The sequence below is a fragment of the Bacillus sp. LBA3-1-1.1 genome (genome assembly GCF_040676495.1).
GTDB classification, from domain to species: Bacteria; Bacillota; Bacilli; order Bacillales; family Bacillaceae_G; genus Bacillus_A; species Bacillus_A nitratireducens.
This window is the reverse complement of record NZ_JBEGIB010000002.1, coordinates 172,622-196,066: the sequence shown is the minus strand read 5'-3', so window position 1 is coordinate 196,066 and position 23,445 is coordinate 172,622. Positions and strand designations below refer to the sequence as shown.

The 23,445-nt window shown below is 39.2% G+C and carries 26 protein-coding genes and 1 tRNA gene; 18 read left to right on the top strand and 9 right to left on the bottom strand.

Going from position 1 to position 23,445, the window contains the following annotated elements; all coding sequences use genetic code 11:
- Positions 1-2 precede the first annotated feature (2 nt).
- The 3 genes from MRBLBA3_RS04280 to MRBLBA3_RS04270 all read left to right on the top strand — a co-directional run bounded on the left by MRBLBA3_RS04280 (position 3) and on the right by MRBLBA3_RS04270 (position 2,267).
- Positions 3-956: a gluconeogenesis factor YvcK family protein gene (locus MRBLBA3_RS04280; protein ID WP_000712191.1), complete on the top strand. Its 954-nt coding sequence runs from the start codon at positions 3-5 to the stop codon at positions 954-956.
- Between the two features lie 88 nt (positions 957-1,044).
- Positions 1,045-1,995 carry a DNA-binding protein WhiA gene (gene whiA, locus MRBLBA3_RS04275; protein ID WP_000006565.1) on the top strand — a complete coding sequence of 317 codons (951 nt, stop codon included), beginning with the start codon at positions 1,045-1,047 and terminating at the stop codon, positions 1,993-1,995.
- Positions 1,996-2,018: 23 nt separating this feature from the next.
- On the top strand, positions 2,019-2,267 hold the full coding sequence (locus MRBLBA3_RS04270; RefSeq protein ID WP_000250255.1) for an HPr family phosphocarrier protein: 249 nt from the start codon (positions 2,019-2,021) through the stop codon (positions 2,265-2,267).
- Between the two features lie 260 nt (positions 2,268-2,527).
- On the opposite strand, the gene clpP is transcribed toward MRBLBA3_RS04270, so the two are convergent.
- The 8 genes from clpP to MRBLBA3_RS04230 all read right to left on the bottom strand — a co-directional run bounded on the left by clpP (position 2,528) and on the right by MRBLBA3_RS04230 (position 7,114).
- Positions 2,528-3,109: an ATP-dependent Clp endopeptidase proteolytic subunit ClpP gene (gene clpP / locus MRBLBA3_RS04265; RefSeq protein WP_001049163.1), complete on the bottom strand. Its 582-nt coding sequence runs from the start codon at positions 3,107-3,109 to the stop codon at positions 2,528-2,530.
- Positions 3,110-3,350: 241 nt separating this feature from the next.
- Positions 3,351-4,220, bottom strand: coding sequence for a DUF421 domain-containing protein (locus MRBLBA3_RS04260; protein WP_000018902.1), 870 nt, complete (start codon positions 4,218-4,220; stop codon positions 3,351-3,353).
- A gap of 20 nt (positions 4,221-4,240) precedes the next feature.
- Positions 4,241-4,447 carry a DUF1657 domain-containing protein gene (locus MRBLBA3_RS04255; protein WP_000215893.1) on the bottom strand — a complete coding sequence of 69 codons (207 nt, stop codon included), beginning with the start codon at positions 4,445-4,447 and terminating at the stop codon, positions 4,241-4,243.
- 11 nt (positions 4,448-4,458) lie between these two features.
- Positions 4,459-4,809 carry a stage V sporulation protein AE gene (gene spoVAE, locus MRBLBA3_RS04250; protein ID WP_000575919.1) on the bottom strand — a complete coding sequence of 117 codons (351 nt, stop codon included), beginning with the start codon at positions 4,807-4,809 and terminating at the stop codon, positions 4,459-4,461.
- Positions 4,806-5,822 (bottom strand): stage V sporulation protein AD, encoded by a 1,017-nt coding sequence (spoVAD, locus tag MRBLBA3_RS04245; RefSeq protein ID WP_000938981.1) that lies wholly within the window; start codon positions 5,820-5,822, stop codon positions 4,806-4,808. The genes spoVAE and spoVAD overlap by 4 nt, the downstream gene beginning before the upstream one ends.
- Positions 5,823-6,299 carry a stage V sporulation protein AC gene (gene spoVAC / locus MRBLBA3_RS04240; RefSeq protein WP_000095410.1) on the bottom strand — a complete coding sequence of 159 codons (477 nt, stop codon included), beginning with the start codon at positions 6,297-6,299 and terminating at the stop codon, positions 5,823-5,825.
- 28 nt (positions 6,300-6,327) lie between these two features.
- The gene (locus MRBLBA3_RS04235; protein WP_001228522.1) at positions 6,328-6,816 is read right to left on the bottom strand and encodes a YhcN/YlaJ family sporulation lipoprotein; all 489 of its coding nucleotides are present in this window, start codon (positions 6,814-6,816) and stop codon (positions 6,328-6,330) included.
- A gap of 91 nt (positions 6,817-6,907) precedes the next feature.
- Entirely contained in the window at positions 6,908-7,114 is a 207-nt protein-coding gene (locus MRBLBA3_RS04230) for a DUF1657 domain-containing protein (protein ID WP_000216166.1), read from the bottom strand.
- A gap of 204 nt (positions 7,115-7,318) precedes the next feature.
- Here MRBLBA3_RS04230 and MRBLBA3_RS04225 point away from each other — a divergent pair.
- The 9 genes from MRBLBA3_RS04225 (at position 7,319) to eno (ending at position 16,374) form a co-directional block, all read left to right on the top strand.
- Positions 7,319-7,394 (top strand) — tRNA-Arg (locus tag MRBLBA3_RS04225).
- 257 nt (positions 7,395-7,651) lie between these two features.
- A complete protein-coding gene (rpoN, locus tag MRBLBA3_RS04220) occupies positions 7,652-8,959 on the top strand; it encodes an RNA polymerase factor sigma-54 (RefSeq protein WP_000647979.1) in 1,308 nt (435 codons plus the stop codon).
- A 9-nt stretch (positions 8,960-8,968) separates the two neighbouring features.
- Complete coding sequence (locus MRBLBA3_RS04215) at positions 8,969-9,214, top strand: glutaredoxin family protein (protein WP_000869723.1); 246 nt, start codon at positions 8,969-8,971, stop codon at positions 9,212-9,214.
- A 135-nt stretch (positions 9,215-9,349) separates the two neighbouring features.
- Positions 9,350-10,378: a gapA transcriptional regulator CggR gene (gene cggR / locus MRBLBA3_RS04210; RefSeq protein WP_098401642.1), complete on the top strand. Its 1,029-nt coding sequence runs from the start codon at positions 9,350-9,352 to the stop codon at positions 10,376-10,378.
- Between the two features lie 27 nt (positions 10,379-10,405).
- Positions 10,406-11,410, top strand: a complete 1,005-nt coding sequence (gene gap / locus MRBLBA3_RS04205) for a type I glyceraldehyde-3-phosphate dehydrogenase (RefSeq protein ID WP_000161234.1) — start codon at positions 10,406-10,408, stop codon at positions 11,408-11,410.
- A 139-nt stretch (positions 11,411-11,549) separates the two neighbouring features.
- A complete protein-coding gene (locus MRBLBA3_RS04200; RefSeq protein ID WP_001036333.1) occupies positions 11,550-12,734 on the top strand; it encodes a phosphoglycerate kinase in 1,185 nt (394 codons plus the stop codon).
- A gap of 32 nt (positions 12,735-12,766) precedes the next feature.
- Complete coding sequence (gene tpiA / locus MRBLBA3_RS04195) at positions 12,767-13,522, top strand: triose-phosphate isomerase (RefSeq protein WP_001231042.1); 756 nt, start codon at positions 12,767-12,769, stop codon at positions 13,520-13,522.
- Positions 13,519-15,048 carry a 2,3-bisphosphoglycerate-independent phosphoglycerate mutase gene (gene gpmI / locus MRBLBA3_RS04190; protein ID WP_001231161.1) on the top strand — a complete coding sequence of 510 codons (1,530 nt, stop codon included), beginning with the start codon at positions 13,519-13,521 and terminating at the stop codon, positions 15,046-15,048. Before tpiA ends, gpmI begins: the two co-directional genes overlap by 4 nt.
- A 30-nt stretch (positions 15,049-15,078) precedes the next feature.
- Positions 15,079-16,374 (top strand): phosphopyruvate hydratase, encoded by a 1,296-nt coding sequence (gene eno / locus MRBLBA3_RS04185; protein ID WP_000103949.1) that lies wholly within the window; start codon positions 15,079-15,081, stop codon positions 16,372-16,374.
- Between the two features lie 51 nt (positions 16,375-16,425).
- Here eno and MRBLBA3_RS04180 read toward each other — a convergent pair whose 3' ends face one another.
- Positions 16,426-17,376, bottom strand: coding sequence for a nucleoside hydrolase (locus MRBLBA3_RS04180; protein WP_071734644.1), 951 nt, complete (start codon positions 17,374-17,376; stop codon positions 16,426-16,428).
- Between the two features lie 293 nt (positions 17,377-17,669).
- Between MRBLBA3_RS04180 and MRBLBA3_RS04175 the strand changes: the two genes are divergently transcribed.
- From MRBLBA3_RS04175 to smpB, 6 genes are all read left to right on the top strand, one after another.
- The gene (locus tag MRBLBA3_RS04175; RefSeq protein ID WP_000673215.1) at positions 17,670-18,038 is read left to right on the top strand and encodes a CidA/LrgA family holin-like protein; all 369 of its coding nucleotides are present in this window, start codon (positions 17,670-17,672) and stop codon (positions 18,036-18,038) included.
- Positions 18,035-18,727 (top strand): LrgB family protein, encoded by a 693-nt coding sequence (locus MRBLBA3_RS04170; RefSeq protein ID WP_000078301.1) that lies wholly within the window; start codon positions 18,035-18,037, stop codon positions 18,725-18,727. Before MRBLBA3_RS04175 ends, MRBLBA3_RS04170 begins: the two co-directional genes overlap by 4 nt.
- A 94-nt stretch (positions 18,728-18,821) precedes the next feature.
- Positions 18,822-19,055: a preprotein translocase subunit SecG gene (secG, locus tag MRBLBA3_RS04165; protein WP_000557263.1), complete on the top strand. Its 234-nt coding sequence runs from the start codon at positions 18,822-18,824 to the stop codon at positions 19,053-19,055.
- A gap of 161 nt (positions 19,056-19,216) precedes the next feature.
- Positions 19,217-19,957 carry a carboxylesterase gene (gene estA / locus MRBLBA3_RS04160; RefSeq protein WP_363379903.1) on the top strand — a complete coding sequence of 247 codons (741 nt, stop codon included), beginning with the start codon at positions 19,217-19,219 and terminating at the stop codon, positions 19,955-19,957.
- 277 nt (positions 19,958-20,234) lie between these two features.
- Positions 20,235-22,661, top strand: coding sequence for a ribonuclease R (gene rnr, locus MRBLBA3_RS04155; RefSeq protein WP_000391072.1), 2,427 nt, complete (start codon positions 20,235-20,237; stop codon positions 22,659-22,661).
- 213 nt (positions 22,662-22,874) lie between these two features.
- A complete protein-coding gene (smpB, locus tag MRBLBA3_RS04150; protein WP_001123900.1) occupies positions 22,875-23,342 on the top strand; it encodes an SsrA-binding protein in 468 nt (155 codons plus the stop codon).
- The last annotated feature ends 103 nt before the right edge of the window (positions 23,343-23,445 follow it).

Here is a 23,445-nt window from a genome sequence, read left to right as displayed (position 1 = left end):
GGATGAAAAAAGAGAGAAAACCTAAAATTGTCATCATGGGAGGAGGAACTGGACTTTCTGTATTATTAAGAGGATTAAAACAATATCCTGTTGATATTACGGCAGTTGTAACAGTAGCCGACGATGGGGGCAGTTCAGGTAGACTACGTGATGAGCTAGAAATTCCACCTCCAGGTGATATTCGTAACGTACTTGTTGCGTTATCGGATGTAGAACCATTAGTGGAAGCTTTATTCCAGCACCGTTTTACAACTGGAGACGGGCTGAAAGGTCATGCGTTAGGAAATTTATTATTGGCAGGTATGACTTCGATTACAGGAGACTTTTACCACGCGATTACGGAGACAAGTAAAGTATTAAATGTCAGAGGACGTGTATTGCCAGCAGCGAATCAAAGTGCGGTACTTCATGCAGAGTTAGAAGATGGGGAAATTGTAACAGGTGAATCAAAGATCCCTTATTTCGGGAAGAAGATTAATCGTGTCTTTTTAACTCCAGAAGATGTAGAACCGCTATATGAAACGTTGATGGAAATTAAACGAGCTGATTTACTTGTTTTCGGTCCAGGAAGTCTGTACACGAGTATATTACCGAATTTAGTTGTTAATAAAATTGGGGACGCTGTTCTTGCTGCAAAAGCGAAGAAGGTATATGTGTGTAATGTTATGACGCAAGCGGGTGAAACGATGGGGTATACTGCGTTCGATCATGTGCAGGCGTTACATGATCATTTAGGTAAACCATTTATCGACACTGCAATTGTAAATAATCGTGATATTCCTTGTGAATTACGTAAGTTATATGAGGAAGAAATGTCGGGACCAGTTGTAGTGGATACAGATCGTTTTGCTGCAAATAATATCGAAATCATTCAAGATCAATTAGCGAAGTATGATGAGCGTGTTGTAAGACATGATACATTAAAGTTAGCTTCGATTTTATATTCACTGCTATAAATGTGCGTTGCCTCGTTTGAGGTAACGCTCCTCATTCATATAGGACAAGATTTTTGTTCCAAAATAATCGTATAAGGAGGTGTTGACTGTGTCATTTGCATCGGAAACCAAGAAAGAGTTGACCAACCTTGAAATGAAGGAATGCTGTGAGAAAGCTGAATTATCAGCGTTGCTTCGAATGAACGGGTCGCTTTCTTTTTCAAACCGTCGCTTATCTATCGATATTCAAACGGAAAATGCAGCAATCGCAAGAAGGATTTATACGCTTTTGAAAAAAGGATATGATGTGACGGTAGAATTACTTGTTCGTAAAAAAATGCGATTGAAGAAAAATAATGTATATATCGTGCGGCTTGTTGAGAAGTCTCGCGAAATATTAGCAGATCTTCGTATTGTTCGAGATGACTTTTCGTTAATTCGAAATATATCGCCGGAATTAATCGAGAAGAAATGTTGTAAACGATCGTATTTACGAGGTGCATTTTTAGCAGGTGGTTCAGTAAATAACCCAGAAACATCATCTTATCATTTAGAGATCTTTTCGTTATATAAGGAACATAATGATGCTATATGTGAACTGATGAACGGATTTGATTTAAATAGTAAGACGTTGGAAAGAAGAAAAGGGTACATTACGTATTTGAAAGAAGCTGAGAAAATTACAGAGTTTTTAAATATTATAGGTGCTCATAATGCACTTTTAAGATTTGAAGATATTCGAATTGTTCGCGATATGCGTAATTCAGTAAATCGTTTAGTTAACTGTGAAACAGCTAATTTAAATAAAACAATTGGTGCAGCGCTAAGGCAGATCGAGAATATCCGCTATATTGACGAGACGGTTGGGCTTGATATTTTGCCAGATAAATTAAGAGAAATTGCACAGTTACGAAGAGATTATCAAGATGTAACATTGAAAGAGTTAGGTGAGATGGTATCCGGGGGGAAAATTAGTAAATCGGGTATTAATCATCGTTTGCGTAAAATCGATGATATTGCAGAGAAATTACGCGCGGGGGAAGCAGTAGCAAAAAAATAAGAGGTTAAAGGGGAAATGGAGCTGTGGTTCAAAAACTGGTTAAAGTTTCATTAAAAAACGGCTTACAAGCACGTCCGGCTGCGTTGTTTGTGCAAGAGGCAAATCGTTTTCATTCTGATATTTTCATCGAGAAAGATGGGAAGACAGTTAATGCAAAGAGCATAATGGGGATTATGAGCTTAGCAATCGGAACTGGTAGCATGATTACAATTACAACAGAAGGTTCAGATGCAGAGGAAGCTTTAGAAGCATTAGCTGCATATGTACAATAAAAGGCTATCGCGAATGTGCGATAGCTTTTTTGTTTTGCTGTTTGTGGTGGGGAGCGGGGAGTTCGATTGGTGGGGGATGTAGACGGAAGTGCATAATAAAAAAGCGCCCTGTCTATAGGGCGCTTCCGCTTTCAATGTATCCAGCTCCGGCGTCTAGAATCTCCGGTCGTTTCACCCCTTCATTCGAGGCAAAAAGCGCCTCGGAATCAGGGGTTCCAACTTCCTCCTGTTCTAAACGAGCCGCCTTCGCTTTTAATTAATTAACGATTTGTAAAGATCTTATCGATTAAACCGTATTCTAGAGCTCTTTCTGCTGTCATGAAGTTGTCGCGGTCTGTGTCGCGTTGTAGAACTTCAAGTGGTTGACCTGTGCGGTCAGCAAGAATTTGGTTTAGTTTTTCACGTAAGAATAGGATACGTTTAGCAGCGATTTCGATTTCAGTCGCTTGACCTTGTGCTCCACCAAGTGGTTGGTGAATCATTACTTCACTGTTTGGAAGTGCATAACGTTTTCCTTTTTCACCTGCTGCAAGTAAGAATGCACCCATAGATGCAGCCATACCGATACAGATTGTTGATACTTGTGGTTTAATAAATTGCATTGTATCGTAAATTGCCATACCTGCTGTGATAGAACCACCAGGGCTGTTGATGTAGATGTGAATATCTTTTTCTGGATCTTGAGATTCCAAGAATAAAAGCTGGGAAACGATTGAGTTAGCTACGTTGTCATCAATTGCACTACCAAGCATAATGATGCGGTCTTTTAATAGTCGAGAGTAAATATCGTAAGCGCGTTCTCCACGATTTGTTTGTTCAATTACTGTAGGAATTAAATTCATCTGTTATTTCCTCCTTCTAAAGCTTTCTTAGTCTTATAATACAATTATGGTCAATAAAGGTCAAACGAAACCACTTTAAATCAAAAAAATATGTAGTTGTACCATGAAATATTCGCTATGTTTTTGAAATTCCCTGCTTATGTATCTTCAACATCATAACCGAATTACATAAATTTAAACGTTATAAAAACTGTAGAAAAAAAGAAAAGAACGCCTTTTGACTGAAGCGTTCTTTCGATATCTATTCTTTTAAAAGATAGGTTACTTTATTTAAAATCTTTTCGATGTGTTTCGCGTTTTTACTATACATTTCGCTCGCTGATTTCGACTTTGTTTCTAGGGAAAATAGTTCAAGATCAGCATGACATTTTTTTAAAGACGCTAATAATAAAGGCTTGTTTTGAGGAGAGGGCATTTGTAGTTTGTCATTATAAATGTCGATAGTAAGTTGTCCGTATGAATCCACTTGACCGAGAAAGACATTTTCAATAACAACACCAAGCTTTTCTAGTTCAGAATGTAGCCAAGCGCGGTTATGTCCACTAGCGGATAAAGGTTCGTCTAAAATATTGCCATCCATAATAACAGTTTGTGGTTCTTTTTCGTTTGGTACTTTTAAACCGATGTCTTTTGCTGTAAGTGGTTGGCGATCTTTCTTCAATAATACATTTAATTCTCCGCTAGGTTCTAGTACAGCAAATTCAACATCAGCTACGCTGAAAGCATCTTTTCCACGGAGAAGTTCCAGTAATTCGTCACTTGTATATTTTTCTTTCTTTAAGTTGTCTTCGAGTATCTTTCCGTCTTTTATTAATACGGTAGATTTTCCTTCAAAAAAATCTCGAGCTGTTTTGTTCTTTAAAGAGAGGATTCCTGTGAAAAAAGGTACCACAGCGAAAATGAGTATCGCAAAGACACCGTGGAAAAATTTTGAATCGAGCCCTGTAGATACTTGGGCAGCGATGTCACCGATTGTCATTCCGGCTATGTATTCAAAAAAGGAGAGCTGAGAGATTTGTCTTTTCCCTAACCATTTCGTAATAGCGAATAAAATAATTAATATGAATACAGAGCGAAGAATGACAAGTGTCCATTCCGGCAGGTGAGACATAGTCATTTCCTCCAGTCTACTTAAAACCCTTTATATTGAGGTTCTTCACGTTCTAATACTGAAACTCTATCCTTTAGATCAGCGATGACGCTGTCCATTTCTAACATACATTCATGAAAGACGCGTTTTGTTTCTTCGTCTTCTGAATTTAACGAAAGGGAACTTAAGCTTGCTTGAGCGCCCCTTAAACTAGCGAGGCATGTTTTTACACTAGCGATAACAGTCATGAAAACACCTCCTATCCTTTCGGTTTAAATAGCAATGCTCCGATGAATCCGAAAATGATAGCTGCTGATACACCAGCACTCGTTACTTTAAACATACCGGTAATTACGCCGACGATTCCGTGTTTAGCCGCTTCTTCCATCGCACCGTGAACGAGGGCATTGCCGAAGCTTGTAATTGGTACTGTTGCCCCGGCCCCAGCGAAATCAATTAGTGGTTCATACAAATTGAATCCATCTAATATAGCTCCAGCAACAACGAGCGTTGCCATCGTATGTGCAGGTGTAAGTTTGCCGACATCAAACATAAGTTGTCCAATTACGCATATAAGTCCACCAATAACGAAAGCCCAGAAAAAAATCATTGCGTTGCACCTCCAAATTCAATCGAAACAGCGTGAGCGATACACGGAATCGTTTCTTCTTGTTGGAATGTAAGAGGGGATAGTAAAGCACCTGTTGCAACGACAAGTATTTTTTTGAATTCTCCTCTTTTCATTCGGTTTAACAAATGTCCGTATACGACTGTTGCTGAACAGCCTGGACCACTTCCACCAGCTATGACAGGTTGACCTTCTCTATAAATGATGATTCCGCAATCTTGAAATTGCTCGCTCTTTACCTTTGTTCCATGTTTATGTAGTAGGTCGTAAGCAATTTCGCGACCGACATGTCCAAGATCACCTGTTACGATTAAGTCGTAATAAGAGGCGTCGATTTGTCGTTCGCGTAAATGGGCTTCAATCGTATCGACAGCAGCTGGAGCCATCGCGCCTCCCATATTAAATGGATCTGTTAGTCCCATATCAATAACTCGTCCAATGGTGGCCGATGTTACTTGTGGACCATATCCAGTGTCGCTTAAAATAGCCGCGCCTGCACCGGTCACTGTCCACTGAGCCGTAGGAGGTTTTTGACCACCATATTCAGTTGGATAGCGGAATTGTTTTTCTACCGCAGCGTTATGACTTGATGCCCCAGTTAATAAATACTTTGCACCTTTTGCATTTACGATACTTGCGCCGAGTGCTAAGCCTTCCATAGAGGTAGAACAGGCGCCGAATAAACCGAGATAAGGTGTTCCGAGTGTGCGGCATGCAAAGCTCGTTGGAGTTATTTGGTTAATTAAATCCCCTGCGAGTACGAATTGAATATCGTCTTTACGGAGCTTTGCCTTTTCGGTAGCGCGGCTACAAGCTTCTTCAAATAAAATTTTATGCGCCTTTTCGTAAGAATCTTGTCCCAGCCATAAATCTTCATGCAGGGTATCGAAGTCTTCAGGGATTTTTCCATTTGCCTCAAATGGACCACCGACTACACCTGTTGAGATGATAACTGGTTTGTTTTCGAATACCCATGTTCGGTGTCCTTGTAACATTTACAGCCCTCCCCATTGAAAGAGAATCGTTTTAATAAGAGCGATGACAAAAGCTGAAAATACGCCAAATAAGATGACCGATCCTGCTAGTTTAAACATGTTACCACCAACGCCGAGAACGAACCCTTCTGTACGGTGTTCAATACACGCGGCAATAACAGAGTTACCAAATCCAGTAACGGGAACTGCGGTGCCAGCACCAGCAAATTGCCCAAGGCGATCGTAGACGCCAAATCCCGTCAGTAGCATGGAGATAAAAATAAGAGTTGCAACGGTAGGGTTCCCAGCAGAGCGTTCAGTGAAATCAAAATACGTAATATAAAAGGTAGAAATCAGCTGGCCTATTAGACAAATGAATCCCCCGACGAAAAAAGCCTTTATACAATTTTTTAAAACGGGGCGCTTCGGTTCGCGCTGTTGTTCAAATTTTTTATATTCTTGTTGCACAGGTGTTAAATTTTTATCTTTACTAGACATTTGAATCCTTCCTTCTCTTTTAGAAAGCTTAAATATTAGATCCCATTTCTGATTGAATGAGTTTCAATTGATCTTTAATGCCATCCTTGCTTATTTTCTTGTTCTTAATTTTGTTTTCAAGTTCTTCTATGAGCATAAAAATCTTTTTGTCCGTACTTACACGAATATCGAAAGTAGGGTTCTCATCACTTAGCTTCTTTTTTAATTTACTTCGTAAAGGTTTTAAACCAAATCTTTCGTGATGTTCAGGTTTGATGGCTATGTAAAGATCTAAATTTGTATTAACTGCGGTAGCTTCTATAATTCCCTCCATAGCAAGAGCTTTTTTCTTAGCGTCTTGCGATATAGATTGATTAAAGGATTCTGTGCTCATTTTTGTTAATTTAGGGCCCTTTTTCTCATCTGTGCGCTTCGCTTCTTCTTTCTTTACTTTTTTATCTAACGGGCTATTATCGCATCCGGTAAGTGAACCGATTAGGAGCACAAATAACGCGGCTATGATTCCGAGTTTTCGCATTATAATCATTCCATTTCTATTGCATTATGTAATTTGAGAAAAAGGATGATTGCATATCATCCTTTTTCTATTTCACAGCAAGATTTACTCGTTATTGCTGTGAGTATTGTGGCTCTTCTTGCTGGACTTCTTCAACGCGTGGGTTTAAAGAATCGATAATTGTTTGTGTTTGCTGCGCAGCTGTTTGGAAAAGTTGCTTTGCTTGTTGGTTATCCGTATCAAGAGCGAATCCCTCTAAGCTAGCTTGTGCACTTTTTAATCCAGAAACAGTTTGCTTTAGTTTAGTAATTACAGTCATTGAATGAAGCCCCCTTTGGAATATCAATTCAAAGATTATAATTTGTGAATTGGGGTGAATTTATGATTGGAAAATTTAGGGGAGAGATATGTTTTATATGCTCTTAGCTAAGGTGCATAAAGGATTAAGGGGATATTTTTATTGATTTAGATGGATTTTATTGCTATTATTATGAGAAGAAAATGAAGTGTTTTTTATATCCATGCGCCCATAGCTCAGTCGGATAGAGCGGTGGTTTCCGGTACCACGTCTGCCGGGGGTTCGAATCCCTCTGGGCGCGTCAAAAAGTCCTAACTTACGTTTTGTAGGTTAGGACTTTTTTATTTCCCTCTTGTTATATCTAGTGATAAGATTTACTATTAGTACTTGGTAATAATGTTGTGCTTTATTATTTTCTTTCAATATTATTCATTTTTCGGTTGTAAGTTGTAAATCTCATTAATACATATAAATTAATAATATTTTGGAATGGGTGTCTGTGATAGCATTCTCCTTTTACCAAACTTATTGTACAATAGAAACAAGGGGGAGATTAGTTTGAAGGCAAGTCTTTTACAAGAACAAAGCTTACGTTTGGCAATGACACAAGAGTTAAGGCAAGCGATTACAATGCTCCAGTATAATGTACAAGAATTATCGGAGTTTTTGTATGAGCAATCGTTAGAGAATCCCCTTATTGAGTTAGGTGGTTTTGAGAGGGAGAAGAAAAAGAGCTCTAACACAAGTAAAAGTACCAGCAAACAAGTCGAGAATCAGATGGAAATCTACAGCGTGGATTCAACAACGATTCAGCAACATTTATTAAATCAAATACAGTATTATAAAATAGAAGAAGAAGAGCGAAAAGTAGCTTCCTTCATTATTATGAATATGGATGGAAATGGGTATTTACAAGAAACGAATGAAGAGTTAGCAGATCTCCTTTCCGCACCGCTTCATGTAGTCGACCGCTCTGTTGAGCTTGTCCAATCACTCGAGCCAGCAGGGGTAGGAGCACGTAATATTCAGGAATGTCTAACTTTGCAATTGAAGCGCTTACAAAGACGGAATGGATTAGCGGAAGAGGTTATAGAGGATCACTTTGCTTATTTCGTGAAGAAAGATTGGCGAAAGCTCATTCAAGTACTGAAGTGTAGTAATGAGGAATTGCAAAGTGCGGTAAATTGTATAACGTCATTACAACCAAAGCCAGGTCTTGCATTTTCTTCTGATAAACCACTTTATATTGTGCCTGATATGGCGGTGAAAAAAGATGGTGATCGTCTCGTTTTACAAATGAATGAGAGAAATATGCCAAGAATTGAAATTCATTCTGAGTATAGTGCGCTTCTAAATAATAGTGAAAGTGAAGTTGCTTCTTACGTATCGGAGAAATATCAGCATGTGCAATGGATTATGCGCAGTTTGAAACAGAGAAAACAAACGCTCTTACAAGTAATGGGCATCATAATGGAAAAACAGCGTGATTTCTTCTGGGAAGGTCCAGCGTATTTAAAACCGCTTGCTTTAAAAGAAGTAGCAGAAGAATTAAGTGTGCATGAATCTACAATTAGTCGTGCAACGCGAAATAAATATGTGCAAACACCACACGGTTTATTTGAGATGAAATCGTTCTTTAGCAATGCCGTGTCGACTACTGAAGATGAAGCAGTTTCTACAAAGCGTGTAAAACAATTTATTCAAACACTTGTTGAAGCGGAGAATAAGAAAAAGCCACTTTCAGATCAAAAGATTTCAAAATTATTAGAAGAAGAGCATGAAATCGTTATTTCTCGAAGAACAGTTGCGAAATATAGAGAACAGATGCATATTCCAGCTTCGTCTCTAAGAAAAACAATTGGATAGGTGAAGAAGATGAAAGTTGTACTATATACAAAAAAAGATTGTGGTCTTTGTGAAAAAGCGAAACAAGTTTTAAAGGAAGTACAATGTGAATATTCTTTTCAAATCGAGGAAATAGATATATATGAAGATAATGACCTTTTGGAGAAATATCATTTAATGATTCCGGTTGTAGAAATAGGCGGGGAACAGGTAGAATATGGTAACATTCACAAAGGTGTCATAATAAACTATATAAACAATGCAGTTAAGAGTTGAATAAGTTTCTATCTCCTGTTACAATAATACACGTAGCAGGGATTATTTTTTTAACCTATGTGGGACATAAAATGTCACTACGGGACACAAAGTGACCACAAGGGGAAATGAACCAATGTAGTGAGGAGAAAAGATATGCGCTCATGGATTCAGAACACAAAAAAATTATTACCTGATCTGCTACCTGTTATGCAAACGAGAATGCAAGTTCTTCAATACATCAGGCTCATGCAGCCGATTGGAAGAAGGAACTTATCAGCAAGTCTCGGTATGACAGAACGAGTATTGCGAAGTGAAGTTCAAGTTTTGAAAGAACAAAACTTAGTTCACGTCGCTTCTTCTGGAATGACTTTGACAGAAGAAGGAACAGCTTTAGTTCTTGCTTTGGAAGACTTTATGAAAGAAATTTCCGGGTTAAAGGTTTTAGAAAAACAACTTAAGGAAACATTAGACTTGGATGAAGTTTTCGTTGTCCCTGGTGATAGTGATGAATCACCTTGGGTCAAACTGGAGATGGGCCGTGCTTGTGTGACTTGTATAAAAGAACGTCTGACAGTGAATAATATCGTTGCTGTGGCTGGAGGAACTACGCTAGCTGCTGCTGCGGACATGATGCAACTTGATTGCAAAGATTTACATATGCTATTTGTCCCAGCACGTGGTGGAATTGGAGAAGGTGTTGAGTTAGAAGCCAATACCATTTGCGCCAAAATGGCACAAAATACGATGAGTAATTATCGCTTATTGTATGTTCCAGATCACGTTAGTAGCGAAGCATATGCGTCCATTGTAACAGAGCCCTCCGTGAAAGAAGTTCTTGAGTTGATTCGATCTTCCAATATCGTCATTCATGGAATTGGTGATGCGCTAACAATGGCACGTCGCAGAAATACTTCAGAAGCAGATTGGTTAAAGATTCAGGCAAGCGAAGCAGTTGGCGAAGCTTTCGGTTACTACTTTAATGAACAAGGAAATGTTGTTCATAAAGTAAGAACAGTTGGTATGCAACTTGAAGATTTACAAAATGTATCTCACGTTGTTGCAGTCGCTGGAGGTTCTTCAAAGGCAAAGGCAATACAGGCTGTAATAAAGCAAGGGCACACTTCAATTCTAATTACAGATGAAGGTGCAGCAAAACAGTTAACAAAGGGTATTACCCTTTAAATATAATCCCCCAAGGAGGAAATTCAAATGACTAAAATTGGTATTAATGGATTTGGACGTATCGGACGTAACGTATTCCGCGCAGCTCTTAACAACTCTGAGGTAGAAGTAGTAGCAATCAACGACTTAACAGATGCTAAAACATTAGCTCACCTTTTAAAATATGACACAGTTCACGGAACTTTAAATGCAGAAGTATCTGCTAACGAAAACAGCATCGTTGTTAACGGTAAAGAAATTAAAGTTATCGCTGAGCGTGACCCAGCTCAATTACCATGGAGCGACTACGGAGTAGAAGTAGTAGTAGAATCTACTGGCCGCTTCACTAAAAAATCAGACGCTGAGAAACACTTAGGTGGATCAGTTAAGAAAGTTATCATCTCAGCTCCAGCTTCTGACGAAGATATCACTGTAGTTATGGGTGTTAACCACGAACAATACGATGCAGCTAACCACAACGTAGTATCTAACGCTTCTTGTACTACAAACTGTCTAGCTCCATTCGCTAAAGTATTAAACGAAAAATTCGGCGTAAAACGCGGAATGATGACAACAATTCACTCTTACACTAATGACCAACAAATCTTAGACTTACCACACAAAGATTTACGTCGTGCTCGTGCAGCAGCTGAAAACATGATCCCAACATCTACTGGTGCTGCTAAAGCTGTAGCATTAGTATTACCAGAACTTAAAGGTAAATTAAACGGTGGCGCTGTACGTGTTCCAACTGCTAACGTTTCTCTTGTTGACTTAGTTGTTGAACTTGACAAAGAAGTAACAGTTGAAGATGTAAACGCAGCATTCAAAGCAGCAGCTGAAGGCGAATTAAAAGGTATCCTTGGATACAGCGAAGAGCCATTAGTATCTATCGACTATAACGGATGTACAGCTTCTTCTACAATCGATGCATTATCTACAATGGTAATGGAAGGTAACATGGTTAAAGTACTTTCTTGGTACGATAACGAAACTGGTTACTCTAACCGCGTAGTAGACTTAGCAGCATACATGACTTCTAAAGGTCTTTAATTCTTAAGTATATAAGCAATCAATGACAAAACGAGGGAGAGGGTTTGTTCCCTCTCTCTCTTCTTTCGTTTTAGAAGCAAATGTGTTAAGCTTTTGAATGGGTTTTGTCAATCCTAACTAGTAGTCGGAGGGAAATCCAATGAACAAAAAATCAATTCGTGACGTAGATTTAAAAGGTAAGCGTGTATTTTGCCGCGTTGATTTCAACGTACCTATGAAAGAAGGCAAAATTACAGATGAAACTCGTATCCGTGCAGCTCTTCCTACAATTCAATATTTAGTAGAGCAAGGTGCGAAAGTAATTTTAGCAAGTCATTTAGGCCGTCCAAAAGGTCAAGCAGTAGAAGAATTACGTCTTACTCCAGTAGCAGCACGTTTAGGCGAGCTTCTTGGTAAAGATGTTAAAAAAGCGGACGAAGCATTCGGACCAGTTGCACAAGAAATGGTTGCAGCAATGAACGAAGGCGACGTATTAGTTCTTGAAAACGTACGTTTCTATGCGGGCGAAGAAAAGAACGATGCAGAACTTGCGAAAGAATTTGCAGCTCTTGCTGATATCTTCGTAAACGATGCATTCGGTGCAGCTCACCGTGCTCACGCTTCTACAGCAGGAATCGCAGACTACCTACCAGCAGTATCTGGTCTATTAATGGAAAAAGAGTTAGATGTATTAGGTAAAGCACTTTCTAACCCAGAACGTCCATTCACAGCTATCATCGGTGGTGCGAAAGTAAAAGATAAAATCGGTGTAATTCGTCATCTATTAGACAAAGTAGATAACTTAATCATCGGTGGTGGACTTGCTTACACATTTGTTAAAGCTTTAGGTCATGAAATTGGTCTATCTCTATGTGAAGACGACAAGATCGAACTAGCTAAAGAATTTATGCAACTTGCAAAAGAAAAAGGCGTAAACTTCTACATGCCAGTTGATGTTGTAATCACAGAGGAATTCTCTGAAACTGCAACAACTCAAATCGTAGGTATCGACTCTATCCCTTCTACTTGGGAAGGCGTGGACATCGGTCCTAAAACACGTGAAATTTATGCAGATGTAATTAAAAATTCTAAGCTTGTTGTATGGAATGGACCAATGGGTGTATTCGAAATGACTCCATTCGCAGAAGGTACAAAAGCAGTAGGACAAGCATTAGCAGATGCAGAAGATACATACTCTGTTATCGGCGGTGGTGACTCTGCAGCAGCTGTTGAAAAATTCGGTATGGCTGATAAAATGAGCCACATTTCTACTGGCGGCGGTGCGTCATTAGAATTCATGGAAGGCAAAGAACTTCCAGGTGTAGTTTGTCTTAACGACAAATAAGTAGCAGCCAAAGAAAAAGGACGGTGCAAAGCATGCGTAAACCAATTATCGCAGGTAACTGGAAAATGAATAAAACTCTATCTGAAGCAGTTAGCTTCGTAGAGGAAGTTAAAGGTCAAATCCCAGCAGCTTCAGCTGTTGATGCAGTAGTTTGCTCTCCAGCTCTATTCTTAGAGCGCTTAGTAGCGGCAACTGAAGGAACTGATTTACAAGTAGGTGCACAAAACATGCACTTCGAAAAAAATGGTGCATTCACTGGCGAAATTAGCCCAGTAGCACTTAGCGACTTAAAAGTAGGCTACGTAGTACTTGGCCACTCTGAGCGTCGTGAAATGTTTGCTGAAACAGACGAGTCAGTAAACAAAAAGACTCTTGCAGCATTTGAACATGGTTTAACACCAATCGTTTGTTGTGGTGAGACTTTAGAAGAGCGCGAAAGCGGAAAAACATTTGATCTAGTAGCAGGTCAAGTGACAAAAGCACTTGCAGGTTTAACAGAAGAGCAAGTTAAAGCAACTGTTATCGCTTATGAGCCAATCTGGGCTATCGGTACAGGTAAATCTTCTTCTTCTGCAGATGCAAATGAAGTATGTGCGCACATCCGTAAAGTTGTTGCAGAAGCTGTTTCTCCAGAAGCTGCAGAAGCTGTTCGTATTCAATACGGCGGTAGCGTAAAACCAGAAAACATTAAAGAGTATATGGCACAATCTGACATCGACGGCGCTTTAGTTGGCGGTGCTAGCTTAGAGCCTGCTTCGTTCTTAGGTCTTCTGGGGGCGGTAAAATGAGAAAGCCAACAGCTTTAATCATTCTTGATGGTTTCGGACTACGTGAAGAAACTTACGGGAATGCTGTAGCACAAGCTAAGAAACCTAATTTTGATGGTTACTGGAACAAATTCCCTCACACAACGCTTACAGCTTGTGGTGAGGAAGTAGGTCTTCCAGAAGGTCAAATGGGTAACTCTGAGGTTGGTCACTTAAATATCGGTGCAGGCCGCATCGTATACCAAAGCTTAACACGCGTAAACGTTGCAATTCGTGAAGGTGAGTTCGATCAGAACGAAACTTTCCAAAATGCAATTAAAAGCGTAAAAGAAAAAGGTACTGCTCTTCATTTATTCGGTTTACTTTCTGATGGTGGTGTGCACAGTCACATGAACCATATGTTTGCTCTTCTTCGCTTAGCTGCAAAAGAAGGCGTGGAGAAAGTTTATATCCATGCATTCTTAGACGGCCGCGATGTTGGACCACAAACAGCAAAAGGTTATATCGATGCAACAAATGAAGTAATTAAAGAAACAGGTGTAGGACAATTCGCGACTATCTCTGGTCGTTATTACTCCATGGACCGTGACAAGCGTTGGGATCGCGTAGAAAAATGTTACCGTGCTATGGTGAATGGCGAAGGACCTACTTATAAATCAGCAGAAGAGTGTGTAGAAGACTCTTATGCAAATGGTATCTACGATGAATTCGTATTGCCGTCTGTAATTGTTAACGAAGATGACACGCCAGTTGCAACAATCAATAATGATGATGCAGTTATCTTCTATAACTTCCGTCCAGACCGTGCAATTCAAATTGCTCGTGTATTTACAAACGAAGACTTCCGTGAGTTCGATCGTGGTGAAAAAGTACCTCACATTCCTGAATTCGTTTGTATGACACATTTCAGTGAAACTGTTGATGGTTACGTGGCATTCAAGCCAATGAACCTTGATAACACATTAGGTGAAGTTGTTGCGCAAGCGGGATTAAAGCAACTTCGCATCGCGGAAACTGAAAAGTATCCGCACGTTACATTCTTCTTTAGCGGTGGTCGTGAGGCTGAATTCCCAGGAGAAGAGCGTATCTTAATTAACTCACCGAAGGTTGCAACGTATGACTTGAAACCTGAAATGAGCATTTACGAAGTAACGGACGCTTTAGTAAATGAAATTGAAAATGATAAACATGATGTTATCATTCTTAACTTTGCAAACTGTGATATGGTTGGCCATTCTGGGATGATGGAACCAACAATTAAAGCAGTAGAAGCAACTGACGAATGTTTAGGAAAAGTTGTAGAAGCGATTCTTGCAAAAGATGGTGTAGCACTTATTACTGCTGACCATGGTAATGCTGATCAGGAGTTAACTGCTGATGGTGGACCAATGACAGCTCATACAACTAACCCGGTTCCTTTCATCGTTACAAAAAATGATGTAGAGCTTCGTGAAGGTGGTATTTTAGGAGATATCGCTCCAACAATGCTTACACTTTTAAATGTGGAACAACCGAAAGAAATGACAGGTAAAACAATTATTAAATAATTTGCTTATATAAAAAGGAGAGAATTTATTATGTCAACAATTATTGATGTTTATGCTCGCGAAGTCCTTGACTCTCGTGGTAACCCAACTGTAGAAGTAGAAGTTTACACAGAAAGCGGCGCTTTCGGACGCGCTATCGTACCAAGTGGTGCATCTACTGGTGAGCACGAAGCAGTAGAATTACGTGACGGTGACAAATCTCGTTACCTTGGTAAAGGTGTTATGAACGCAGTAAACAACGTTAACGAAGCAATCGCTCCAGAAATCGTTGGTTTCGACGTAACTGACCAAGCTGGTATCGACCGTGCTATGATCGAATTAGATGGCACTCCAAACAAAGGTAAACTAGGCGCTAACGCTATCCTTGGTGTATCTATGGCAGTAGCTCACGCAGCAGCTGACTTCGTAGGTCTTCCATTATACCGTTACCTTGGTGGATTCAATGCAAAACAATTACCAACTCCAATGATGAACATCATCAACGGTGGTTCTCACGCTGATAACAACGTTGACTTCCAAGAGTTCATGATCTTACCAGTTGGTGCTCCAACATTCAAAGAATCAATCCGTATGGGTGCTGAAGTATTCCATGCACTTAAAGCGGTATTACATGACAAAGGTCTTAACACTGCAGTAGGTGACGAAGGTGGATTCGCTCCAAACCTTGGTTCTAACCGTGAAGCATTAGAAGTAATCATCGAAGCTATCGAAAAAGCTGGTTACAAAGCTGGCGAGAACGTATTCTTAGGAATGGACGTTGCTTCTTCTGAGTTCTACAACAAAGAAACTGGTAAATATGACCTTGCAGGCGAAGGCCGTACTGGCTTAACTTCTGCAGAAATGGTTGATTTCTACGAAGAGCTTTGCAAAGACTTCCCAATCATCTCTATTGAAGATGGTTTAGACGAAAACGACTGGGATGGTCACAAATTATTAACTGAGCGTATCGGTGATAAAGTACAATTAGTTGGTGACGATTTATTCGTAACTAACACTCAAAAACTTGCTGAAGGTATCGAAAAAGGTATCTCTAACTCAATCTTAATTAAAGTTAACCAAATCGGTACTTTAACTGAGACTTTCGAAGCTATCGAAATGGCTAAACGTGCTGGTTACACAGCAGTTGTATCTCACCGTTCTGGTGAAACTGAAGATGCTACAATCGCTGACATCGCAGTTGCAACTAACGCTGGCCAAATCAAAACTGGTTCTATGAGCCGTACGGACCGTATTGCTAAGTACAACCAATTATTACGTATCGAAGACGAGCTAGGCGAAATCGCTGTTTATGATGGTATCAAATCTTTCTACAACATCAAACGATAATTGTAGAAAATAACGACAGACCGTGAGAAATCACGGTCTGTTTTTTTATGCTTAAAATTGCTCACTCGTCATAAGTGACATGAAATGTTTAAAGAAGAGATTATAATCAAAATCGATAGCAATTTGTTGCGAGGGCCGATTGATGAATGGGCTTGATCCTACTAAAGAGCGGAAATCACCGATGCTTGCTCCTTGAGCGTAAGATTCGGTCATGACGGTAATTGGTGATTTGTAGTAGGTAAACATAGAATTATCAAGTAAAGCTAATATCGGTATCGTGTCATGAAAAGGGCAGCCTTTTAATTGTGGCAAAATTTTTTCGTAATATCCATAGTAGTAATGATCGAATAGAGGTTTAACGAGAGAAGCCTTTCCTTTCGCCTCAATATATTCAGCCATGTCAGGTGTAACGATGGAATACTGAGTTACATTTAACGGGTATATGTACATGTTGGATGTGGATTGTAATACAATGTTAGCCGCGATTGGATCACCATAAAAATTCGCTTCTGATATGGGAGTTACATTACCTGGGTGCAAAAAGGCACCACCCATTACGTAATAAGACTTGATTTGCTGCATTAAATTTTTACATAAAATAAATAAAACAGCTAGGGAAGTGAGTCGCCCTAAACTTACAATGATTAGTTCGTCTTTATACTGCTCGATAAGCGGGATAACTTCAAAAAAATTCTCCATTTCCCCGTTTTGTAACTTTTCATTTGGGATGATTGGCCCTAACCCTTCTTTACCGTGAATATTGGTAAAAAAAGCGGGAGGATCTCCATTGAGAGGACGGTCTGAACCACCAAATATTTTTATATCTCTATTTCTTGATTTTTGTTTAAGAAAATGAGCATTTTGTACGGACATTTCTTTTGGAACATTGCCGTAATCAGCGACAATCCCAACGATTTCAATTTCATCGATAAAGAATGCAAGGAGGAGGGCTATCGTATCATCGATTCCAGGATCACAAAAAATGAGAACTTTTTTAGACATATGTTCACCACCTATATTTATATATATGTGTGCTAAAGAGAAGGAAGAATAAAAATGGAGTGAAGAATTTTGTTTTATTAAAATAACAACCATCAAAATTCAGAAAATATAAACTTTATATAATAGGTCAAGGTTTTTGACGTAAATTACATTCGGAAACGCAGTCATATCAAGGGTGTAAGCGTATAATATAGTGAATTTTCATTGTCGATTTGATAAATTGCAGCATTTTACAATTTATACTATGATAAAGATATTAACAGAAGATCGTATAAACATGAGGGATGATGAAGATGAAATTTACAAAGATTCTTGTCCAAATTGCTGCTCTTTATGTGTTTTATATGGTTGGAACTTGGCTGCAAGAAATGTTAAATATGCCGATTCCAGGAAGTTTAATTGGGATGTTTCTCTTACTTGTTTTACTTAGCTTAAAAGTTCTGCCTGTGAAATGGTTTGATTTAGGAGCAGAAACACTCGTTGCGATTATGCCGTTTTTATTAATTCCGCCAACACTTGGCCTAATGAATTACGGTGCTTTTTTTATGAGTAAAGGAATTTCTCTTTTCATTACAATTGTAGCGAGTACATTTTTAATTATTATCGTCGCAGGACATACAGGACAATATCTTGCGAATAGAAAGGAAAAAGAGACACAATGAGCCAAATATTAATCGGAATCGGTTGGGTTCTTTTTACGGTGCTATTATATCAATTATCTAAAAAAATCTATAAATTATTTCCAACACCATTTACAATTCCAATGCTTGTAGCGACAGGATTAATGGCTTTCTTATTTATCATGCTTGATATACCGTATCAAAACTATATGGAAAGCGGTGGTGGCTGGATTGCGAAGCTACTTGGACCAGGTGTTGTAGCATTTGCAATCCCGCTTTATAAACAACGCCACGTTCTGCAAAAATATGTTGTACCAATTGCTGGTGGCGTATTGGTAGGTACAACAGTGGCGATTGCAAGTGATTTCGCTATCGCCACGCTTATGGGAACAGATAAAAGTTTAATTTTATCTTCTTTACCAAAGTCAGTGACAATGCCAGTTGCGATGAGTGTATCTGAACAAGTGGGCGGTGTCCCTTCCTTAACAGCGGCCTTCGTCGTTATCGCAGGTATTACTGGAACGATTACAGGCCCGCTTTTATTAAAATGGAGCCGTGTTACAAACTCTGTTGGTAAAGGTATCGGATTTGGATGTGCGTCTCATATTATGGGTGTTATGAGAGCGATGAAAAATAATGAGCATGAAGGTGTTATTGGATCGGTAACAATGACATTAACAGCAATTTTGACATGTTTGCTCGGACCATTATTTGCAATGATGTTTATGTAATAGAAGAAAAGCGAGAGCGACCCTATAGCTCTCGCTTTTCTATAGGATTTATGCTACAGTTAAAATAACTGAATCTTTGTAGGAGGTACGCCAAGTGCATACGTTATTATCCGTTTTACTTATTATTGTATCGATTTTAATGATTGTTATGGTACTTATGCAGTCTAGTAATAGCTCAGGCCTTTCAGGTGCAATTTCAGGCGGTGCAGAGCAATTATTTGGTAAGCAAAAAGCACGTGGAATTGAAGCAGTATTAAACCGTATTACGATTGTTTTAGCCGTTCTATTCTTCGTATTAACAATTGCTGTTACGTACTTAAATTTATAGAATTGAAAGAAGAAGCGTTAGTAAGTTGTACTAATGGTTCTTCTTTTTTTATTTTGCCATTTGAAAGATGTTTCTAATTAGATTATAGAAATATAAATATGGTACACTAGATATAGAAAGAATACGACTAGATTACAGAAGAGAAAGAGGAGAAGTACATGATGAAGTTAGCATCTCCGAAACCATTTACATTTGAGGGTGGAGACCGCGCTGTTTTATTACTACATGGTTTCACAGGAAACTCAGCTGATGTACGTATGTTAGGGCGTTTCTTAGAAAAGAAAGGCTACACTTGTCATGCGCCAATTTATAAAGGGCACGGTGTACCACCAGAAGAGCTTGTTCATACGGGTCCTGAAGATTGGTGGCAAGACGTAACGGAGGCATATCAGCTTTTAAAAGATAAAGGCTTTGAGAAAATTGCTGTTGTTGGATTATCACTTGGCGGAGTATTTTCTTTAAAATTAGGTTATACAGTACCGGTTTTAGGTGTGGTACCAATGTGTGCACCGATGTATATTAAGAGTGAAGAAACGATGTACCAAGGTATATTGGCATATGCCCGCGAATATAAAAATCGTGAGCAAGAATCACCAGAGCAAATCGAACAAGAAATGTTGGAATTCCAAAAGACACCGATGAATACATTAAAAGCATTACAACAATTAATTGCTGACGTACGTAACAATGTGGATATGATTTATGCACCAACATTTGTTGTACAAGCGCGTCATGATGAAATGATTAATACAGATAGTGCTAACATTATTTATAACGGTGTAGAATCTACGTTAAAAGACATTAAATGGTATGAAGACTCTACGCATGTCATTACACTTGATAAACAGCGTGAAGAGCTACATGAGGATGTATATAACTTCTTGGAGCAACTAGATTGGTAAGATCTAGTTGCCTCTTTTTTTCATAAGGGAATTTTTTATCCCGCATTAACGGGCAGTAAAACCCCCACCTCAAAATTAGGTGGGAGATCAACTGCCCGTAAATGCCCGATTGTTTAACTAATAATCAGCGGGGGATGAACAAAACCCCCACTGATTAAAGTTTCACTTTATGGAAGCTGTAAAAAAATCATTGGGAGATGATTGAAGTTTCGCTTTATACATCCCCCATCTTTCGGATACACTAAATAATATAAGGGTTTAAAGGAGGTATTTCTGCTTGGAAGAAATCATACAAGAACATATTGATAAGTTGTTATTATTTATGAGAGAAGAAGCGTATAAACCGTTAACAATACAAGAGTTAGAAGCGGCATTTGGAATTGAAGGTTCTGAAGGCTTTAAAGATTTTGTAAAGGCACTTGTGATGATGGAAGAGAAGGGACTTGTTATCCGCACACGTAGTAATCGCTACGGTCTTCCTGAAAAGATGAATTTAGTACGTGGTAAGTTAATTGGACATGCACGTGGCTTTGCATTCGTAGTACCAGACGAGAAGAAAACGGGAGACGATGATCTTTTCATCCCGCCTACAGAATTAAACGGTGCACTTCATGGTGATACAGTATTAGCACGTGTTAGCTCACAATCAAGTGGATCACGCCAAGAAGGTTCAATTGTTCGTATTTTAGAGCGTGGAACGAAGGAACTAGTTGGTACATATACAGAATCGAAAAACTTTGGGTTTGTTATACCTGATAATAAGCGTTGGACAAGTGATATTTTCATCTTGAAAAGCGCATCAATGGGTGCTGTAGAAGGCCATAAAGTAGTTGTGAAAATTACGAGCTATCCAGAGAATCGTTTAAGTGCAGAAGGTGAAGTTATTCAAATTCTAGGTCATAAAAATGATCCAGGAGTAGATATTTTATCTGTCATCCATAAACACCATTTACCTTTAGCATTTCCTGAAGAAGTGATGGAGCATGCAAACAGTGTACCAGAAACGATTTCAGAAGAGGATTTAAAAGATCGCCGTGATTTACGTGACCAAATGATTGTTACAATTGACGGCGCAGATGCAAAAGACTTAGATGACGCTGTTACAGTAACGAAGCTTGAGAACGGTAACTACAAGCTTGGTGTTCATATTGCGGATGTAAGTCATTACGTTCAAGAAGGTTCTCCAATTGATGTTGAAGCAGCAGAGAGAGCGACGAGTGTATATCTTGTAGACCGTGTAATTCCGATGATTCCGCATCGTTTATCAAACGGTATTTGTTCGTTAAATCCGAAAGTAGACCGTCTGACACTATCTTGTGAAATGGAAATCAACAATCTAGGTGATGTTGTAAAGCACGAGATTTTCCAAAGTGTGATTAAAACGACAGAGCGTATGACGTATGCTGACGTAAGAAGCATTTTAGAAGATGAGGACGAGGAGTTAGTCAAACGCTATGAGCCGCTAGTACCGATGTTTAAAGAGATGGGTCAATTGGCACAAATTTTACGTGAAAAGCGTATGCGCCGTGGTGCAATTGACTTTGACTTTAAAGAAGCAAAAGTGTTAGTAGATGAAGAAGGAAAACCGACTGATGTTGTAATGCGTGATCGTTCTGTATCAGAGAAGTTAATTGAAGAGTTTATGCTTGTTGCGAACGAAACAGTAGCAGAGCACTTCCACTGGATGAACGTACCGTTTATGTATCGTGTCCATGAAGATCCGAAAGAAGATAAGCTTGAGCGTTTCTTCGAATTTGTAACGAACTTCGGATATGCAGTAAAAGGACGTGCGAATGAAGTGCATCCTCGTGCACTGCAACAAATTCTTGAAATGGTTCAAGGGCAGCCGGAAGAAATAGTAATTTCAACAGTTATGCTTCGTTCTATGAAGCAAGCTCGTTACGATTCGGAGAGCTTAGGACATTTCGGTTTATCAACTGAGTTCTACACGCATTTCACATCACCAATTCGTCGTTACCCAGATACGATCGTTCATAGATTAATTCGTGAATATATCATTAACGGTAAAGTCGACAAGGAAACACAAGCAAAATGGCGTGAAAACTTACCGGAGATTGCAGAGCACTCTTCTAATATGGAACGCCGTGCTGTTGAGGCTGAGCGTGAAACAGACGAAATGAAAAAAGCAGAGTATATGGTTGATAAGATCGGTGAAGAGTATGACGGTATGATTAGCTCTGTAACAAACTTCGGTTTATTCGTAGAGCTTCCGAATACAATTGAAGGTCTTGTACATGTTAGCTACTTAACGGATGATTACTACCGTTATGACGAGAAGCATTTCGCAATGATCGGAGAACGTACAGGTAATGTATTCCGCATCGGTGACGAAATTACTATTCGCGTTATTAACGTAAATAAAGACGAGCGCGCAATCGATTTTGAAATCGTTGGCATGAAAGGCACACCTCGTCGTAAGTTCAAAGATCGTCCAGTCGTGATTGAACAGCCAAGAACAGGAAGAAAGAAACGCGGGGGACGTAGCGAGCGCAGTAATGAGCGCGGTGGCGAACGCGGCACAGGAAGAAAGTTTGATCGTGGTGGCCAAGGAAAAGGAAAAGCATCAGCATCCACATCCGCTAGTCAGCCGGGTAAAAAAGATAGTAATAGTAATGGCAAGAAGAAAAAAGGATTCTTTGAAAATGTACCAGGATTCAAGAAGAAAAAGAAAAAGCGTAAGTAAGAGAAGGGTGGCTTCGCTTTGATGAAAAGCGGGGCTTTTTCTTTTTAATGTAATCCAGCTGCAGTGGCTAGAATCTATTGGCCATTTCGCGCCCTCGGACGAAGCAAAAAGCGCTTCTCTGTCGGGAGCTCCAATGTCCAAAGATTCTAAGCGAGCCACTTTCGCTTTTGGTTTACATTTGTTACAATAGTAAAAATAGAGGAGGGACGTTATATGCCAAAAGGTTCAGGTAAGGTTATTGCACAAAATAAAAAAGCATTTCATGATTATTTCATCGAAGAAACATACGAAGCAGGGCTTGTCCTTCAAGGAACGGAAATTAAGTCGATTCGCGCTGGACGCGTGAACTTGAAAGATGCGTTTGCACGTGTACATAATGGTGAAGTATGGGTTCATAATATGCATATTAATACGTACGAGCAAGGGAATCGTTTTAACCATGATCCACTTCGTACGAGAAAATTACTTCTTCATAAAAAAGAAATTGATAAGCTAGCGGGAGCTGCAAAAGAAACGGGTTACTCATTAGTTCCACTTAGAATTTATTTGAAAAATGGATTTGCAAAAATGGCACTTGGTTTAGCAAAAGGTAAGAAACAATATGATAAACGTCATGATTTAAAAGAGAAAGAAGCTAAACGTGAAATTGCACGCGTGTTCCGTGATCGCCAAAAGATGTAATACAGATATTTACATTTGTAAAACGGCGCGCGTATGATATAATAACTTATGTAAGATTGTTGCACATTGAAAAACAGCTCTTAGTAGCTATCACGATATTTCT